The organism is Variovorax sp. RKNM96, assembly GCF_017161115.1.
In the GTDB taxonomy this organism is placed as follows: Bacteria; Pseudomonadota; Gammaproteobacteria; order Burkholderiales; family Burkholderiaceae_C; genus Variovorax.
In genome coordinates, this window is the sequence record NZ_CP046508.1 from 3,121,373 (window position 1) to 3,138,454 (window position 17,082).

At 66.1% G+C, this 17,082-nt stretch carries 12 protein-coding genes and 3 tRNA genes; 8 read left to right on the top strand and 7 right to left on the bottom strand.

Features of this window, described 5'->3' with window-relative positions; all coding sequences use genetic code 11:
* Positions 1 to 46 precede the first annotated feature (46 nt).
* The 7 genes from clpX to GNX71_RS14380 all read left to right on the top strand — a co-directional run bounded on the left by clpX (position 47) and on the right by GNX71_RS14380 (position 6,224).
* Complete coding sequence (clpX, locus tag GNX71_RS14350) at positions 47 to 1,312, top strand: ATP-dependent Clp protease ATP-binding subunit ClpX (RefSeq protein ID WP_013541833.1); 1,266 nt, start codon at positions 47 to 49, stop codon at positions 1,310 to 1,312.
* A gap of 10 nt (positions 1,313 to 1,322) precedes the next feature.
* On the top strand, positions 1,323 to 3,764 hold the full coding sequence (gene lon / locus GNX71_RS14355; protein ID WP_206178929.1) for an endopeptidase La: 2,442 nt from the start codon (positions 1,323 to 1,325) through the stop codon (positions 3,762 to 3,764).
* A 54-nt stretch (positions 3,765 to 3,818) separates the two neighbouring features.
* Positions 3,819 to 3,894 (top strand) — tRNA-Gly (locus GNX71_RS14360).
* A gap of 63 nt (positions 3,895 to 3,957) precedes the next feature.
* A tRNA-Cys gene (locus GNX71_RS14365) sits at positions 3,958 to 4,031 on the top strand.
* Positions 4,032 to 4,129: 98 nt separating this feature from the next.
* Positions 4,130 to 4,221: transfer RNA gene (locus GNX71_RS14370), tRNA-Leu, on the top strand.
* 21 nt (positions 4,222 to 4,242) lie between these two features.
* Complete coding sequence (locus GNX71_RS14375) at positions 4,243 to 4,884, top strand: DUF6806 family protein (protein WP_206178930.1); 642 nt, start codon at positions 4,243 to 4,245, stop codon at positions 4,882 to 4,884.
* Positions 4,885 to 4,922: 38 nt separating this feature from the next.
* Positions 4,923 to 6,224, top strand: coding sequence for an MFS transporter (locus GNX71_RS14380; RefSeq protein WP_206178931.1), 1,302 nt, complete (start codon positions 4,923 to 4,925; stop codon positions 6,222 to 6,224).
* Positions 6,225 to 6,228: 4 nt separating this feature from the next.
* On the opposite strand, the gene GNX71_RS14385 is transcribed toward GNX71_RS14380, so the two are convergent.
* The 7 genes from GNX71_RS14385 to proV all read right to left on the bottom strand — a co-directional run bounded on the left by GNX71_RS14385 (position 6,229) and on the right by proV (position 15,162).
* Positions 6,229 to 8,394 (bottom strand): Ig-like domain-containing protein, encoded by a 2,166-nt coding sequence (locus GNX71_RS14385; protein WP_206178932.1) that lies wholly within the window; start codon positions 8,392 to 8,394, stop codon positions 6,229 to 6,231.
* A gap of 88 nt (positions 8,395 to 8,482) precedes the next feature.
* Positions 8,483 to 9,265, bottom strand: a complete 783-nt coding sequence (locus tag GNX71_RS14390; RefSeq protein ID WP_206178933.1) for a hypothetical protein — start codon at positions 9,263 to 9,265, stop codon at positions 8,483 to 8,485.
* Between the two features lie 13 nt (positions 9,266 to 9,278).
* A complete protein-coding gene (murI, locus tag GNX71_RS14395) occupies positions 9,279 to 10,076 on the bottom strand; it encodes a glutamate racemase (protein WP_206178934.1) in 798 nt (265 codons plus the stop codon).
* Positions 10,073 to 11,626 carry a fumarate hydratase gene (locus GNX71_RS14400; RefSeq protein ID WP_206178935.1) on the bottom strand — a complete coding sequence of 518 codons (1,554 nt, stop codon included), beginning with the start codon at positions 11,624 to 11,626 and terminating at the stop codon, positions 10,073 to 10,075. Before GNX71_RS14400 ends, murI begins: the two co-directional genes overlap by 4 nt.
* Positions 11,627 to 11,705: 79 nt before the next feature.
* The gene (gene proX, locus GNX71_RS14405; RefSeq protein WP_206178936.1) at positions 11,706 to 12,710 is read right to left on the bottom strand and encodes a glycine betaine/L-proline ABC transporter substrate-binding protein ProX; all 1,005 of its coding nucleotides are present in this window, start codon (positions 12,708 to 12,710) and stop codon (positions 11,706 to 11,708) included.
* Positions 12,711 to 12,733: 23 nt separating this feature from the next.
* On the bottom strand, positions 12,734 to 13,888 hold the full coding sequence (proW, locus tag GNX71_RS14410) for a glycine betaine/L-proline ABC transporter permease ProW (protein ID WP_206178937.1): 1,155 nt from the start codon (positions 13,886 to 13,888) through the stop codon (positions 12,734 to 12,736).
* 20 nt (positions 13,889 to 13,908) lie between these two features.
* Positions 13,909 to 15,162, bottom strand: a complete 1,254-nt coding sequence (gene proV, locus GNX71_RS14415; protein WP_206178938.1) for a glycine betaine/L-proline ABC transporter ATP-binding protein ProV — start codon at positions 15,160 to 15,162, stop codon at positions 13,909 to 13,911.
* 507 nt (positions 15,163 to 15,669) lie between these two features.
* Here proV and fumC point away from each other — a divergent pair.
* Positions 15,670 to 17,067, top strand: a complete 1,398-nt coding sequence (gene fumC, locus GNX71_RS14420) for a class II fumarate hydratase (protein WP_042581520.1) — start codon at positions 15,670 to 15,672, stop codon at positions 17,065 to 17,067.
* Positions 17,068 to 17,082 lie beyond the last annotated feature (15 nt).

The window sequence follows — 17,082 nt, forward strand, 5'->3', positions numbered from 1 at the left end:
TTTGTTTAGTTATCATTGTCCATACCCTGTCACGAGGCACCTGTCCATGGCCGAAAAAAAAGGCTCTTCCAGCGAAAAAACGCTTTATTGCTCGTTCTGCGGCAAGAGCCAGCATGAGGTCAAGAAGCTGATCGCGGGCCCTTCGGTCTTCATCTGCGACGAGTGCATCGACCTCTGCAACGAAATCATCCGCGACGAACTGCCGGCCGGTGAAGAAGCGCGCGAAGCGCGCAGCGACCTGCCCACGCCGCTGGAGATCAAGACCAACCTCGACAACTACGTGATCGGCCAGGAGCCAGCCAAGCGCATGCTGTCGGTGGCCGTCTACAACCACTACAAGCGCCTGCGCCACAAGGAAAAGGCCAAGGGCGACGACGTCGAGCTCAGCAAGAGCAACATCCTGTTGATCGGTCCCACGGGCTCGGGCAAGACGCTGCTCGCGCAAACGCTTGCGCGCATGCTCGACGTGCCCTTCGTGATGGCCGACGCCACCACGCTGACCGAAGCCGGCTACGTGGGCGAAGACGTCGAGAACATCATTCAGAAGCTGCTGCAGAGCTGCAACTACGAAGTCGAGCGCGCGCAGCGGGGCATCGTCTACATCGACGAAATCGACAAGATCTCGCGCAAGTCCGACAACCCCTCGATCACCCGCGACGTGTCGGGCGAGGGCGTGCAGCAGGCCTTGCTCAAGCTCATCGAAGGCACCATGGCCAGCGTGCCGCCACAGGGCGGGCGCAAGCACCCGAATCAAGACTTTTTGCAGATCGACACGACCAACATCCTGTTCATCTGCGGCGGCGCGTTCGCAGGCCTCGAGAAGGTCATCGAAAACCGCACCGAGGCCTCGGGCATCGGCTTCGGTGCTACGGTCAAGAGCAAGGCGCAACGCAGCATCACCGAAGTGTTCCGCGAAGTCGAACCCGAAGACCTGATCAAGTTCGGGCTGATCCCCGAGCTCGTGGGCCGCATGCCCGTGGTCGCGTCGCTCGCGGAACTCTCCGAGGATGCGCTGGTCCAGATCCTGACCGAACCGAAGAACGCGGTGGTCAAGCAGTTCACCAAGCTCCTTCAGATGGAAGGCGTGGACCTGGAGATTCGCCCGGCGGCGCTCAAGGCGATCGCACGCAAGGCCCTGGCCCGCAAGACCGGTGCACGGGGCCTGCGTTCGATCCTTGAACAGTCGCTGATCGACACCATGTTCGAATTGCCGAACGCGACCAATGTCGACAAGGTGGTGGTCGAGGAATCGACCATCGACGAAAACAAGCCACCGCTGCTCGTGTACCGCGAAGCGGCGAAAAAGGCGTAAAGGATTTCGCATGTCTGGTCATACCCCCCTGCCTCCCGAAGCACTCGACCTGCCGCTGCTGCCGCTGCGCGACGTCGTGGTGTTTCCCCACATGGTGATCCCGCTCTTCGTGGGACGCCCCAAGAGCATCAAGGCGCTCGAACTGGCGATGGAGGCCGAGCGCCGCATCATGCTGGTGGCCCAAAAGGCCGCCGCCAAGGACGAGCCCTCGGTCGAGGACATGTTCGAAGTCGGCTGCGTCTCGACCATCCTGCAGATGCTCAAGCTGCCCGACGGCACGGTGAAGGTGCTGGTCGAGGGCCAGCAGCGCGCACGCGTGAACCGCATCGATGACGGCGAAACGCACTTCACGGCCAACGTGACGCCCGTCGAGGCCACCGAAGGCGGCGAGAAGGGCACCGAGGTCGAGGCCCTGCGCCGCGCGGTGATGCAGCAGTTCGACCAGTACGTCAAGCTGAACAAGAAGATCCCGCCCGAGATCCTGACTTCGATCTCGAGCATCGACGATGCCGGCCGCCTGGCCGACACCATCGCCGCCCACCTGCCGCTCAAGCTCGACAACAAGCAGGCCGTGCTCGACCTGGACGACGTCAAGGCGCGCCTGGAGAACCTGTTCGGCCAGCTCGAGCGCGAAGTCGACATCCTCAACGTCGACAAGAAGATCCGCGGCCGCGTGAAGCGCCAGATGGAGAAGAACCAGCGCGACTTCTACCTCAACGAGCAGGTCAAGGCCATCCAGAAGGAGCTCGGCGAAGGCGAAGAGGGCGCGGACATCGAAGAGATCGAGAAGAAGATCAAGCTCGCCAAGATGTCGAAGGAAGGCCTGAAGAAGGCCGAAGGCGAACTCAAGAAGCTCAAGCTGATGTCGCCCATGTCGGCCGAGGCCACCGTGGTGCGCAACTACATCGACGTGCTCATCGGCCTGCCGTGGAGCAAGAAGACCAAGATCAAGCACGACCTGGCGAATGCCGAGGCGGTGCTCAATGCCGATCACTACGGCCTCGAGAAGGTCAAGGACCGCATCCTTGAATATCTCGCGGTGCAGCAGCGCGTCGACAAGGTGAAGGCACCCATCCTGTGCCTCGTGGGCCCACCGGGTGTCGGCAAGACCTCGCTAGGGCAGTCGATCGCGAAGGCGACCGGCCGCAAGTACACCCGCATGGCGCTGGGCGGCATGCGCGACGAAGCCGAAATTCGCGGCCATCGCCGCACCTACATCGGCGCGCTGCCGGGCAAGGTGCTGCAGGGGCTGAGCAAGATCGGCACGCGCAATCCGCTGTTCCTGCTCGACGAAATCGACAAGCTGGGCACCGACTTCCGCGGCGACCCGTCGAGCGCGCTGCTCGAGGTGCTCGACCCCGAGCAGAACCACACCTTCGGCGACCACTACGTGGAAGTCGACTTCGACCTGAGCGACGTGATGTTCGTCGCCACCTCGAACTCGATGAACATTCCGCCGGCGCTGCTCGACCGCATGGAAGTCATCCGCCTCTCGGGCTACACCGAGGACGAGAAGACGCACATCGCGATCAAGTATCTGCTGCCCAAGCAGCTGAAGAACAACGGCGTCAAGGAAGAAGAACTCCTGGTCACCGAAGAGGCCGTGCGCGACATCGTTCGCTACTACACGCGTGAAGCCGGCGTGCGTTCGCTCGAGCGCGAGCTGTCCAAGATCTGCCGCAAGGTGGTCAAGGGCCTGCTGCTCAAGCAGATGACGCCGAAGGTCACCGTCGACGGCTCGAACCTCAATGAGTTCCTGGGCGTGCGCAAGTACAGCTTCGGCCTCGCCGAGAAGCAGAACCAGGTCGGCCAGGTGGTCGGCCTCGCGTGGACCGAGGTCGGCGGCGACCTGCTGACGATCGAGGCGGTCACCATGCCCGGCAAGGGCGTGATCAGCCGTACCGGATCGCTGGGCGACGTGATGAAGGAATCGGTCGAGGCCGCGCGCACCGTGGTGCGCAGCCGCTCGCGCCGCTTGGGCATCAAGGACGAGATGTTCGAGAAGCGCGACATCCATATCCATGTGCCCGATGGCGCGACGCCCAAGGACGGTCCGAGCGCGGGTGCCGCGATGACGACGGCCTTCGTGTCGGCGCTCACCGGCATCCCGGTGCGCGGCGATGTGGCGATGACGGGCGAGATCACGCTGCGCGGCGAGGTCACGGCCATCGGTGGCCTGAAGGAAAAGCTGCTGGCCGCCTTGCGCGGTGGCATCAAGACCGTGCTGATCCCCGAAGAGAACGCCAAGGACCTGCAGGACATCCCCGAGAACGTGAAGAACGGCCTCGAGATCGTGCCCGTGAAGTGGATCGACAAGGTCCTCGAGATCGCGCTCGAGAAGATGCCCGAGCCGCTGTCGGACGAAGAGGTTGCGGCCTCTGCGGCTGCGGTGGCCGAGCTGGCCAAGCAGCGCGCTGGTGCGCCGGCTTCCGAGGGGCCGGTCAAACATTGATGGCGCGAATTTGCCGAGTCCCGAAAAAATGGTATATAATTCGAGGCTCGAAACGCGGGAATAGCTCAGTTGGTAGAGCGCAACCTTGCCAAGGTTGAGGTCGAGAGTTCGAGACTCTTTTCCCGCTCCAGTTTTGAAAAAGGGAAGCAAATGCTTCCCTTTTTTTCGCAAGTTCGGTTTCGTTTTTCTGCGTGGCGCGATAGCAAAGCGGTTATGCAACGGATTGCAAATCCGTCTAGCCCGGTTCGACTCCGGGTCGCGCCTCCACCTTCTCGTTAGACACGATTCGACCCGACAAACAGGCCCCGCCAACCACCGTTGCCGGGGCTTGTTTCGTTTGGGTTATCGTCGATGTTCAACCTGACGCCCGGATGGTGAAATTGGTAGACACATCGGACTTAAAATCCGCCGCTTCCTTGATCGGGGCATACGGGTTCGACCCCCGTTCCGGGTACCAAACTTAAAAAGGGAGCATTCGATGCCTCGCTACAACGCTCCATTTGAAATCCATGTGCATGGCGACGTGCCGTTGCGTCCGGACGTGAGCTTCGAGCAAATCCAGGAAGCGCTCAAGCCGCTCTGGAAATATGCAGGCGCCAAGTCGCTGGCCGATGGCGCCACCAGCACCTACGAAGAAGAACCCGGCATCCGCTTCGAGCAGAAGGACCACACGCTGCAAATCTGCTGGACCGTGCCCGGCGACGAAGATTTCCGCCAGGCGCTCGACGAGATGTGCATGGCCCTGAACGAGCTGTCGGACCGCGGCGCCGCGATCGAAGTCACCTTCTACGACACCGACTTCGACGAGGAAGAGGGCGACCCCGACGAAGAATCGCGCGACGATTTCCTGATGCTGTTCGTCGGCCCCAACCCGGCCGCGATCATGCAGGTGCAGCGCGACCTGCTGGTGGAAGACGTGGTCAACCTCATGGAGCGCCACTTCGACGGCGCCGAACTGGGCGGCGTGGTCGCCGAGATCGATCGCCTCTTCAGCGACCGCTTCGATGCGCTGGTGAACTCGCTCGAAATCGGCAAGCGTCCGCGCGGCACGGGTGGTCCGGGCAGCGGCGGAAGCGGTGGCGGCCACGGCGGCGGTCGCCGTCCGCGCCACCTGCACTGACCCCCGCAACCCCTCCTACTCGCCCGATCCAAGGCCGCATGGCCCTGTTTCCCGCCTCCGCGCTGCGCCCCGGCGTGCGCAAGCGCGAGGTCTTCGGCTGGGCGATGTACGACTTCGCCAACTCGGGCTACACGACGGTCGTCATCACCGCCGTGTTCGCCGCCTACTTCGTGGGCGGCATCGCGAAGGGCGCGCCGTGGGCCGCGTTTGCATGGACTGCGGCACTCAGCATCTCCTACGCCATCGTGATGCTCACGATGCCCGCCATCGGCGCCTGGGCCGATCTGCGCGGGGCCAAGAAGCGGGTGCTGGTCATTGCAACGACCGGCTGTGTGCTGGCAACAGCCGCACTGGCGCTCACGCCGAGCTTTGCAGGGGCCCCGGGCGGCGTGGCGCTGGCCATGCTGCTCGTGATCGTCTCCAACGCCTTCTATTCCTACGGCGAGTCCCTCACGGGCGCCTTCCTCCCCGAACTCGCAACGCCCGAAGGCATGGGCAAGGTGAGCGGATGGGGCTGGAGCTTCGGCTACGTCGGCGGCATGCTGACGCTCGGCATCTGCCTGGCCTACGTGCTGTGGTCGCAATCGAAGGGCCTGCCGGCCTCGCATTTCGTGCCGGTCACGATGGTCATCACGGCCGCGATCTATGGCGCCGCGGCATGCGCCACCTTCGCGCTGCTGCCTGAACGGGCAGAGCCAAGAACAGCTGGCGATGAACTCGGCGCATGGCAGCAACTGCGCGCCACCTACCGCCAGGCACGCGCCTACCGCGACTTTATGTGGCTGCTGGTCTGCACCGTCTGCTACCAGGGCGGCGTGGCGGTCGCGATCACGCTGGCGGCGATCTATGCCGAGCAGGTGATCGGCTTCGTCGCGAGCGAGACGATGGTGTTGATCTTCGTGCTCAACGTCGCCGCCGCCATCGGGGCTTTCTCGTTCGGCTACATCCAGGATCGCATCGGCCACAAGGTCTCGCTGGCGGTCACGCTGGTGGCCTGGATTGCGGTCTGCGTGATCGCCTCGGTGGTGACCACCAAGGGCGGCTTCTGGTGGGCCGCCGCCATCGCAGGGCTCGCAATGGGATCGAGCCAGTCCGCAGGCCGCGCGATGACGGGCTATCTTGCGCCGCCGCAGCAGCTGGCGGAGTTCTTCGGGCTCTGGACCTTCGCGACGCGGCTCGCCAGCATCATCGGTCCGCTGAGCTTCGGCGCGATCACCTGGGCCACCGGCGGCAACCAGCGCATCGCGATCCTCTCGACCGCGGTGCTGTTCGTGGCGGGATTGCTGTTGCTGCTGCCGATCGACATGCGGCGCGGCCGCGAGGCCGCGCTGCGCAACTGAGCCGTCAGAACAGGCTGTTGTTCGTCAGGGGCCAGCCCGCGCCGCTCTGGAACTTCCAGTTGGCCGTGTTCTTCACGCTCGCGGCAAAGTTTGCGATGTCGGTCGGCGTTGGCGAGGCCGGCAGCCTCGGGCCGTCGTAGAGCACGTCGAACTGGGTGGGGAAGTTGATCGCTGCGCCCGCGGTCGCCAACGTGGCCGGAATGGCGTCACCATTGGGCACCGGTCCCAGCGTGATGCTGGCCAGATAGGTCCCCACGCCGCTGATCTCGCCAGCGGCGTTGTCGCCCAGGCCGGCGATGGTGCCGCCGACGAAGGCGTAGATCGTCTCGTAGCTGCCGCTGATGCCGCCGCCCTTGCCTTGCGTGGTGCCGATGTTGGCGATCGGATTTGCGTTCTTTATATCGGGCTGGATGGTCACGATGGTGCCTGCCGGCAGGCTGCGATCGGCAGTCCAGACGTAGGCGCTCTCGTCGGTGTTGCCCTTGAAGTCCGTGCTGGTGCGGTCCCGGTCGGTGAAGACAATGCGCGTGCCTGTGTCCATCGGCTTGAGCAGCACGAAGGCGAATGCGTCGGTCTTGTCGGCGTTCGCGCCCATGAAGAGGATGTCGCCGGCTGCCAGCGCGGGTGGTGCGCTGGTGGTGAAGCTCAGCGTGGTCGCATCGGCAATGCCGGCGTAGGCGTTGCCCTTGGCATCGGTGATCGCGTTGGCGTCGACTGTCACGTAGTAGCCGGTCGATGCTGCCAGCGGCTGGCTCGGCGTCAGCGTGATCACGTTGAAGGCGGCTTGCAGGCGTGCGGCCGGGCTGCTGGCCGAGAAGCTCTCGACCACGCTTCCGTCGGCCTTGTGCAGCACGATGCTGCCGGTGCCCAGGCGGACGCCCTCGTTGAAGCTCAGGGTCACGTTCGCGTTCGCGCTGACGCTGCCGTCCGTGGCCTTGGGCGAGGCGCTGCGCAGCACCGGACCGGCCGTGTCGACCCAGGGCTGGCCCAGGCGCACGACGAAGCCTTCGAACTTCTGGTCGGCCGGCGGCAGGTCCTTCGATGCGTCCTTCTGGCCCGGCCAGACGGTGTCGCCGTTGTCGAGCAGCAGTTGTACCTGCGTGCCGGCCTTCACCGGTCCCGGCACTTCAACGGTCGACTCGAAGCTCCCGCCCGTTTCCTTGCGCAGCTTGTCGAGGTCGTTCGAGAGCTCCACCGGCGCCGTGCCCGGATTGCCGTTCCACGAGAAGAGCGCGAAGTTGCGGTCCACGTCCGGGCTGGCCGCGCCAGCGGGGCCGGCCACGATCAGGTAGTTGCCGTCCGTGCCCTTGTCGATCGAGCGGATGCCGCGTCCGCCGAGTTCCAGTTCGATGGGGGCGCCGAACGCGGCCTGCGTGGCCGTGCCGCCCACCAGCGCGGCGTAGTTCTGCACCGGCACGATCAGCGCCTTGGCGCGCGTCGATGCGCCCGTCTGCGGTGCGCGGAAGCCGAGCCACAGGGCTCCGTCGCCCGGTGCGCTGGTCATGCCTTCGATGGAGAAACCGTCGACGCGCTCGGGCACGATGCCGGCACCGGCCGATACGGTGAAGCCGAAGTGGTTCGCGCCCAGGCCGTGGGCGTTGGTGGCGTCCCAGGCGACGAGTTGCGTTTCGAGCGACGAGAACTGGCCCACATAGCTAAAGGCGGTTGCGGCGCCGGTGCCCGTGACCTTCACCGCGAACAGGTGCGAACGGTCGGGCGCTTCGCTGCCGTCCTTCTTGTTGCTGTTGGAGCCGGTGAGGTACAGCGTGTCGCCGATGCGCGTGCCGGCTTCGAGGTCGAGCTCCTTGGTGAGCTTCGGACCGTTGTCCTCGTAGCTCCATTGCGCCACCGCGGCGCCGCCGCCACGCGGGTACACGCGCAGCACATTGGCCTCGTCGTCGGCCACGATCATGAAGTTGTCAGGCAGCGCGAAGGCGGTCGACGCGTCCGACGAGCCTTCGGTGGTGCCGGCGTTGGGGGTGAACGTTGCCTTCGAGACCAGCTGGTCCGGCTCCGCAGCGGGTGGCGCGACCGTCGCGGGCGGCACGATCGGCAGGAAGCTGCCGCCCCCGTCGCTACCGCCGCCGCACGCAGCCAGCAGGACGGCAGACAGGGCACTGGCGAGCAGCATGGGTTTGAAGGGAATGCGGGAGGCGGAGAGAGTGGTCATGGTGCGCGGTTGTTGTTCTGGACAAACCGCGCATGCTGGTACTTTCGTGTGACGGTGCCGTGAAAAGCGGCGCGAATTCAGCCGCCCGTCAGGGCGATTGCTGCAGCAGCGACTTCGGCACCTTGAAGCGCTCGCCGTCGTAGCGCAGCGTCACGGTGCTGAACTTCGCGGGCAGCGCCTTCTCGACGCAGCCCTGGTCCTCCTGCTCCTGCGCGTGGCTCTGCACGAGCGTGCGCGACAGCTGCAGGTCGGCAAAGCCGTTGCTGGTCGCCTTGCCGACCGACAGCATGGTGCGCAGCTTCTCGAAATGGCCGGTGCAGGTCGAATCCCATCCGCCGTTGTCGTGGTCGAGCTCGATCTCCTGCAGCACCTCGCGCAGCTTGCTGCCGTGCTGCACGTAGAGGCGCACCGTCTCGCTGGCCAGCGGGCTCGACGGCGCGCTGCTGCCGCGGTAGCGCACGCGCAGGCCGAAGGCGCGGGCGTCCGAGGCGAGCACGTAGCGCGAGGTGTCGATGCGGATGTCCTGGATCGCGGTGGTGGCGTCCTCGTCGAGCGCCTCGGGCTGCAAGAGGCGTCCGATGACGGTATCGCGCTCGGTGTTGCCGTTGTCGGGCCGCTGGATCAGCAGCACCTCGAGGTCGAAGACCTTGGCGCCCTTGTCGGTGGTTTCGCGCGGCATCGGCAGCACCACGATGCTGCGACCCGGGAAGGCCGGCCAGACCTTGCAGGCCGCGAGCCGCTCGTCGAGCGGGCGCTTGGGATACAGCTTGGCGTGCATGCGCTCGGCGAGGCCGCTTTCGCAGGCGGCGTGGCTCAGGCCTGTGGCACAGAGGCACAGCAGGAGCAGGGCGTGGCGCAGTAAGGGGCGCATGACGGCGGTTGTTTCAGGCGGAAGTCGCCGTTGTACCTTGCGGCGAGGTTTGCAGCCAGCGCGCGGCGGCCACTTCGAGCACCGCCTGGTCGCCGCTGCTCCGGAGGATCAGTCCGCCTTCGCCGTCCGCGAGACGCCCGGCAGCAGCCAGCACGCGCCGCGTCTGCTGCGCGACCGGTGCGCCGGTGTCGATGAAGCGCAGCGTGGGCGGCGCATGGCGCTGGAGCTCGTTCTTCACGAGCGGGTAGTGCGTGCAGCCGAGCACCACGGTGTCGACTTCGCCCGGTGCATCGCCGAAGGGACCGGCCTCTGCCGTATAGCGCGCACAGAGCGTTGCGATGGCCTCGGTGTCGAAGCCTTCGATGGCCTTCACGAGCCCGTCGCACGGTACGGAGCGAACGTGGGCGGACCCGGCGAAGGAATCGCGCAGCGCCGCGTACTTGGCGCTGGCCAGCGTTCCGCGCGTGGCCATCACCGAGATGTGGCCGGTGCGGCTCGTCGCCACTGCGGGTTTGAGCGCCGGCTCCAGTCCCACGATGGGCAGCGCCGGATGTTCTGCACGCAGCAGGTGGATCGCCGCTGTCGTGGCCGTGTTGCAGGCCACTACCAGCGCCTTGATGCCGTGCTCGGCGATCAGCTGCGCGGTCACCTTGCGCGAGCGCTCGATCACGTAGTCATCACCGCGCTCGCCATAGGGCGCGTAAGCCGCGTCCGAGAAATACACGAAGCGCTCGTGCGGCAGCTCGGCGCGCAGCGCGGCGAGCACGCTGAGCCCGCCGACGCCGCTGTCGAAGACGCCTACAGGGCTCAAGCTTCTTCCATCATGATGGTCTTGAACTCGCCGCTGGCAATGCGCTTCTGCCATTCGGCCGGGCCGGTGATGTGCGCGCTGGTGCCGCCCGCATCGACCGCCACCGTCACCGGCATGTCGACCACGTCGAATTCATAGATCGCTTCCATGCCCAGGTCCTCGAAGCCCACGACCTTCGCGGTCTTGATGGCCTTGCTCACGAGGTAGGCGGCACCGCCCACGGCCATGAGGTAGGCGCTCTTGTGCTTCTTGATCGCCTCGATGGCGACCGGGCCGCGCTCGGCCTTGCCGATCATCGCGATCAGGCCGGTCTGGGCCAGCATCATCTCGGTGAAGCCGTCCATGCGCGTGGCGGTGGTCGGGCCGGCGGGGCCCACGGCTTCGTCGCCGACCGGATCGACCGGGCCGACGTAGTAGATGACACGGTTGGTGAAGTCCACCGGCAGCTTCTCGCCCTTGGCCAGCATGTCCTGGATGCGCTTGTGCGCGGCGTCGCGGCCGGTGAGCATCTTGCCGTTCAGCAGCAGCGTGTCGCCCGGCTTCCAGCTTGCCACTTCGGCAGGCGTGAGCTTGTTCAGGTCGACGCGCTTGCTCTTCTTTTCATCCGGCGCCCAGTTCACGTCGGGCCAGAGGTCGAGCGACGGCGGATCGAGGTAGACCGGGCCGCTGCCGTCCATCACGAAGTGCGCATGGCGGGTGGCCGCGCAGTTGGGAATCATCGCCACAGGCTTGCTCGCCGCGTGCGTCGGGTACATCTTGATCTTGATGTCCAGCACGGTGGCCAGGCCGCCCAGGCCCTGCGCGCCGATGCCCAGTGCATTGACCTTCTCGTACAGCTCGATGCGCAGCGCCTCGACTTTGCTGAGTTCGGCGCCCGAGGCCTTCTTGGCCTGCAGCTCGTGCATGTCCAGGTCGTCCATCAGGCTTTCCTTGGCCATGAGCGCGGCCTTCTCGGCGGTGCCGCCAATGCCGATGCCCAGCATGCCCGGCGGGCACCAGCCGGCGCCCATGGTCGGCACGGTCTTCAGAACCCAGTCGACCACGCTGTCGCCGGGGTTCAGCATCACGAGCTTGCTCTTGTTCTCGCTGCCGCCGCCCTTGGCCGCGACCGTCACCTCGACGGTGTTGCCCGGAACGATCTCGGTGAAGATCACCGCGGGCGTGTTGTCCTTGGTGTTCTTGCGGTCGAACTGCGGGTCGGCCACGACCGAGGCGCGCAGCGTGTTGTCGGGGTGGTTGTAGCCGCGGCGCACGCCTTCGTTGATGGCGTCGTCCAGCGAACCGGTGAAGCCGCCCCAGCGCACGTCCATGCCCACCTTGAGGAACACGTTGACGATGCCGGTGTCCTGGCAGATCGGGCGGTGGCCCGTGGCGCTCATCTTGCTGTTGGTCAGGATCTGCGCAATGGCGTCCTTGGCGGCGGGGCTCTGTTCGCGCTCGTAGGCCTTGGCCAGGTGGGCGATGTAGTCGGCGGGGTGGTAGTAGCTGATGTACTGCAGCGCGGCGCTGATCGATTCGATCAGGTCGGCCTGCTGGATCGTGGTCGTCATGGTGGGGGGCTTTTTTTGGTGGGAAACACGGGAAAACGCCCCCCGATTATCTCAGCCGCCGTCCGCGCCCCCGGGGCGGCTACCTCGCGGCCGCCCGCGCCTCGGCGATCCAGCCGTCGAACAGGGCTTGATGCACCTTGATCCACCCGTCCGCATGCCGCTCCACGTCCTGCTGCGTGTTCGCGCCCTGGCTCATGCGCAGGTTCTGGGCGTTGATGTCGCCGATCGGCAGCTTCATCACCTCGAACAGCTTGCCGGCCGCCGGGTTCTTCTCGACGAAAGCCCTGTTCGCGACGATCTGCTCCCGGTTGGCCTGGAAGCCGTAGTTCTTGCCGTTGGGCAGCTGGGTGTCGGCCTGGCCTTCCTGCGAGGACGAGAAGGGCACCTGCAGCCACACCACGTCCGCACCGGGTCGCAGCACCGCGCTCACCCAGTAGGGCGTCCACGTGTAGTACAGCACCGGCTTGTCCTGCTTGAAGCGCGCGATGGTGTCGGCCATCAGCGCGGCGTAGCTGCCCTGTTTGTGGGTGACGGTGTCGCGCAGCTTGTAAGCGCTCAGGTGGTTCTCGATGGCCAGCTCGCAGCCCCAGCCGGGGTTGCAGCCCGTGAGGTCGGCCTTGCCGTCGCCGTCCGCGTCGAAGAGCTTGGCGATCGCCGGGTCCTTCAGTTGCGCGATGTTGGTGATGTTGTATTGCTCGGCCGTCTTGCGGTCGATGAGGTAGCCCTGCACCGCGCCGTCCGAGTACACGCCGGTGCGCGACAGCTTCGCGTCGCCGCCGCTGTTCTTGTAGAAATCGGCGTGCAGCAGGCTCCAGTGGTTGGCCATGAAGGTGGCATCGCCATTGGCAATCGCCAGGTGCTCGGTGGCGGGCTCCAGGTCCTTCATGGGCTCGACCTTGTAGCCGAGCTTCTCGAGCGCGCGCATCACGAGAAGCGTCTGGAACGCCTCTTCGGCGAGCGAGCTCTTGAGCGGTTGCACGGTCACGCCCTTGCCGGGCAGGTCGTTGGCCGCCTGTGCGGTCATGCCGAAGGCGACGAAGCCGAGCGCAAGGAGGCTGCGGGCGATGAGACTGGTTTGCTTCATGCGTTGATTTCCTCCGAGACGTGTCATTGCGTGGAAAGTGCGGGGACGGGCGCGTTCGCATCGCGCGACGGCGTGCCCACGAGGCGCTGCAGCACGCGCAGCGCGAGCCCGGCCGGCCCGGTGTGCCACCAGCGCCGACCGGCACTGCGGCGCGACTTGCCCATCGCCTGCGTCAGCCGGTCGAGCGAAATCGCCAGCAGCACGATGCCCAGGCCGCCCACGGTCGCGAGGCCCATGTCCAGCCGCCCGATGCCGCGCAGCACCATCTGGCCGAGACCACCCACGGCGATCATCGAAGCGATCACCACCATCGACAGCGACAGCATCAGCGCCTGGTTGATGCCCGCCATGATCGACGGCATCGCCAGCGGCAGTTGCACCTTCACCAGCATCTGCCAGGGCGAGGCGCCGTAGGCGCGTGCGGCCTCGATCAGGTCGGGGCGCACCTGGCGCAGGCCCAGGTTGGTCAGGCGCACGAGCGGCGCCAGCGCAAAGATGATCGTCACGATCACGCCCGGCACGTTGCCGATGCCGAAGAGCATCACCACCGGCACGAGGTACACGAAGGCCGGCGTGGTCTGCATCGCATCGAGCACCGGCCGCATGATCCGCTGGGCCCGGTCGCTGCTGGCCAGCAGCACGCCCAGCGGCAGGCCGATGACCATGCAGAAGACCAGCGAGGTCAGCACCAGCGACAGCGTGACCATCGCCTCGGGCCAGATGCCCAGCATGGCCACGAGGAGCAGCGCGACGGTCGTGCCGATGGCGAGCGCGCGGCCGGCGAACTGCCAGGCGAAGAGGCCGATGAGGGCGATCATCGCGAGCGTCGGCAGGCCAGTGAGCAGGCCTTGCACCCAGTTCAGCGTGCTGTCGATGGGCAGGCGCACCGTCTGGAAGAAGGGGCGGAAATGTTCGACCACCCAGCCGAGGCCCTGGTTGATCCAGGATTCGACCGGCAGCGAGCCGTCCCACAGGCGGTGCAGCTGGAAGCCGCTGGCGGCGGTGTCGGCCTGTCCGGCGAGCTGATGGGCCGCGTTCACCGGGGCATCGAGCCAGGCGCTGGTGGCGGAGGTATCGGGCGCGGCCGAGAGCGCCTCCCACGGATCGACGAAGGCGGCGGGTGCTGGAGCGTCGTTCAACGCGGCGCCCAGGTCGGGAGGAAGTGTGGTGTCGTTCATCGTTCAGGTCCTTCGTGAATTCAGTGCGGCTCGGCGGCGAGCGCGGGCGCGGCGTGCGGGGAGACGGGCTCGATGGGCGGCGTCTCGCGGTCCAGGAACTTGAGCAGCGTCGTCTTGCTTATCGCGCCGCAGAAGCGGCCGTCGCCCGCCACCACCGGCAGCGCGCACGGCGCCTGCGCGAGCTGGCCGATCAGGCCGGCCACCGGCGCCTCGGCATCGATGCGCGGCAGGTCGGCCAGGAACGCGTGTTGCAGGCCGAGCGGGCCCGAATGCCCGTCGAGCGCGCCGCGCAGCGTGTCGGCCGACACCACGCCGAGGAAGCGCTTGTTGGGGCTGGTCACGTAGGCGAAGTCGCGGTCCTGGTCTTCCAGCAGCTTGAGCGCCGCGCGCGCACCGCGCTCGGGGTGTTCGCACACCACGGTGAGCGACTTGCGCGCGATGTCCGCCGCCTTGAACACGGCCGCCGCGTCCACGCCGCGCACGAAGCTGCGCACGTAGTCGTCGGCGGGGCTGCGCAGGATCTCGTCGGGCGTGCCGACCTGGATCACCTGGCCGTCTTTCATGATCGCGATGCGGTCGCCGATGCGCATGGCTTCATCGAGATCGTGCGAGATGAAGACGATGGTGCGGCGCTGTTCCTGCTGCAGCCGCAGGAGTTCCGACTGCATCTCGGTGCGGATGATCGGGTCGAGCGCCGAGAAGGCCTCGTCCATCAGCAGGATCGACGGGTCGGACGCCAGCGCTCGCGCCAGGCCCACGCGCTGCTGCATGCCGCCCGAAAGCTCGTCGGGATAGCTGTCGCCCCAGCCCGCGAGACCCACTTGCGCAAGCGCCTTGTCGGCCTGCGCCAGGCGCTCCTTCTTGCTCGTGCCGGAGAGCTCCAGGCCGAACGCGGTGTTCTCGCGCACCGTCATGTGCGGCATCAGCGCGAACGACTGGAACACCATGCTGATGTCCTTGCGGCGCAGCGCGCGCAGCTTCGCGTCGGAGTGCTCGTTGATGTCCGCGCCGTCGATCACGATGCGGCCTGCGGTCGGCTCGATCAGCCGGTTCAGGAGGCGCACCAGCGTCGACTTGCCCGAGCCCGACAGGCCCATGATCACGAAGATCTCGCCGGCCTGGATCTCGAAGGTGGCATCGAACACGCCGATCGACTGGCCGGTCTGCGCGAGGATTTCCTTCTTCGAAAAACCTTGGCGGACCAGTTCGAGGGCTTGCTCGGGCGAATCGCCGAACACCTTGAAGACATGGTCGATGAGAATTCCTTTGGCCATATGCCGGGGCTCCTTGTGGAAAGGTTGGACACAGCACCGTCCCGGAGGACGGCAACGGTCACGCCATCAGCCGATGGAGCTTCGCGAGAACAGAGAGCGCGAGAGAACGCGTGCAATGGCCCGGCGAGCCTTTGAGGGCTGCCGACAGGCACTGAAGACGACGTGGCGACGAAACCAGTGCCCGCCGAATGGTGGCGTAGCAGTGGGGCCGGAAAGATCCGGCCGGTTTGCCGGGCAGGGCCCGACGGGGGAGAACCTTGCACCGCGACGGGATTCGGAGATCCGCGAGTAGTGCAGGGCCAACCAACCAAGACTTACATGACTTGTTGGTCGTCTGAAGCCAATGATTATAACTTTTTGACATGACGTGAGTCAACCCGACGGGCGTAACGTGATGTCGGCGGCGGTCCAATGGCCCCGTCAGATGCGAGCTATTCTTGTTGGCCGATACTCGGGCCCGCGCCCGACCAGGCGGCGCGACCATCCAAGACTGCGGAGCTTTTTCTCATGACGACTTCCCCCAAGACCCGTGCCGAGCGCGATACCTTCGGTCCGATCGACGTGCCGGCCGACAAGCTGTGGGGCGCGCAAACGCAGCGCTCGCTGCAGAACTTCGACATCTCCGGCGAGCAGCAGCCGCGCGAGATCATCAAGGCGCTGGCGCAAGTGAAGCGCGCATCGGCCGTGGTGAACCATGCGCTGGGCCTGCAGGACGAGAAGAAAACCCAGGCCATCGTGGCCGCGGCCGATGAAGTCATCGCTGGCAAGCATCCGGGCGAGTTCCCGCTGGTGGTGTGGCAGACCGGCTCGGGCACGCAGACCAACATGAACGTCAACGAGGTGCTGGCCAACCGCGCGAGCGAAATCCTCGGCGGCGAGCGCGGGGAAGGGCGCCTGGTGCACCCGAACGACGATGTGAACCGCAGCCAGTCGAGCAACGACGTGTTCCCGACCGCCATGCACGTGGCCGCCGTCGAAGCCATCACCCACAAGCTGCTGCCCGCCATCGCCAAGCTGCGCGGCACGCTGGAACAGAAATCGAAGGACTTCGCCGACATCGTGAAGATCGGCCGCACCCACCTGCAGGACGCCACGCCCCTTACGCTGGGCCAGGAGTTCTCGGGCTACGTGGCGCAGCTGGCGCACGGCGAGGCGCATGTGCGCGCCGCGCTGCCGCACCTGAGCGAACTGGCGCTGGGCGGCACGGCTGTCGGCACCGGGCTCAATGCGCCGAAGGGCTATGCCGAGCAGGTCGCCGCCGAACTGGCCAAGCTCACGGGCCTGCCGTTCGTCACCGCACCGAACAAGTTCGAAGCCATGGCCAGTGTCGATGCGCTGGTGCATGCCCACGGCGCGCTCAAGACGCTCGCCGCCAGCATGAACAAGATCGCCAACGACGTGCGCTGGCTCGCGAGCGGCCCGCGCAGCGGCATCGGCGAACTGAGCATTCCCGAGAACGAGCCCGGCTCCTCGATCATGCCGGGCAAGGTCAACCCCACGCAGAGCGAAGCCGTCACGATGCTGGCCGCGCAGGTGTTCGGCAACGACGTGGCCATCAACATCGGCGGCGCCTCGGGCAACTTCGAGCTGAACGTGTTCCGCCCGATGGTGGCGCACAACTTCCTGCAGAGCGTGCGCCTGCTGGCCGACGGCATGGTGAGCTTCAACGACCACTGCGCCGTGGGGATCGAGCCGAACCGCGAACGCATCACGGAGCTGGTGCAGCGCTCGCTGATGCTGGTGACGGCGCTGAACACGCACATCGGCTACGACAAGTCGGCCTACATCGCCAAGAAGGCGCACAAGGAAGGCACGAGCCTGCGCGAAGCCGCGATTGCCTCGGGGCACCTGACGGCCGAGCAGTTCGACCAGTGGGTGGTGCCGGAGAACATGACGGGCCGTTGAGTCGGGCGCCTCATG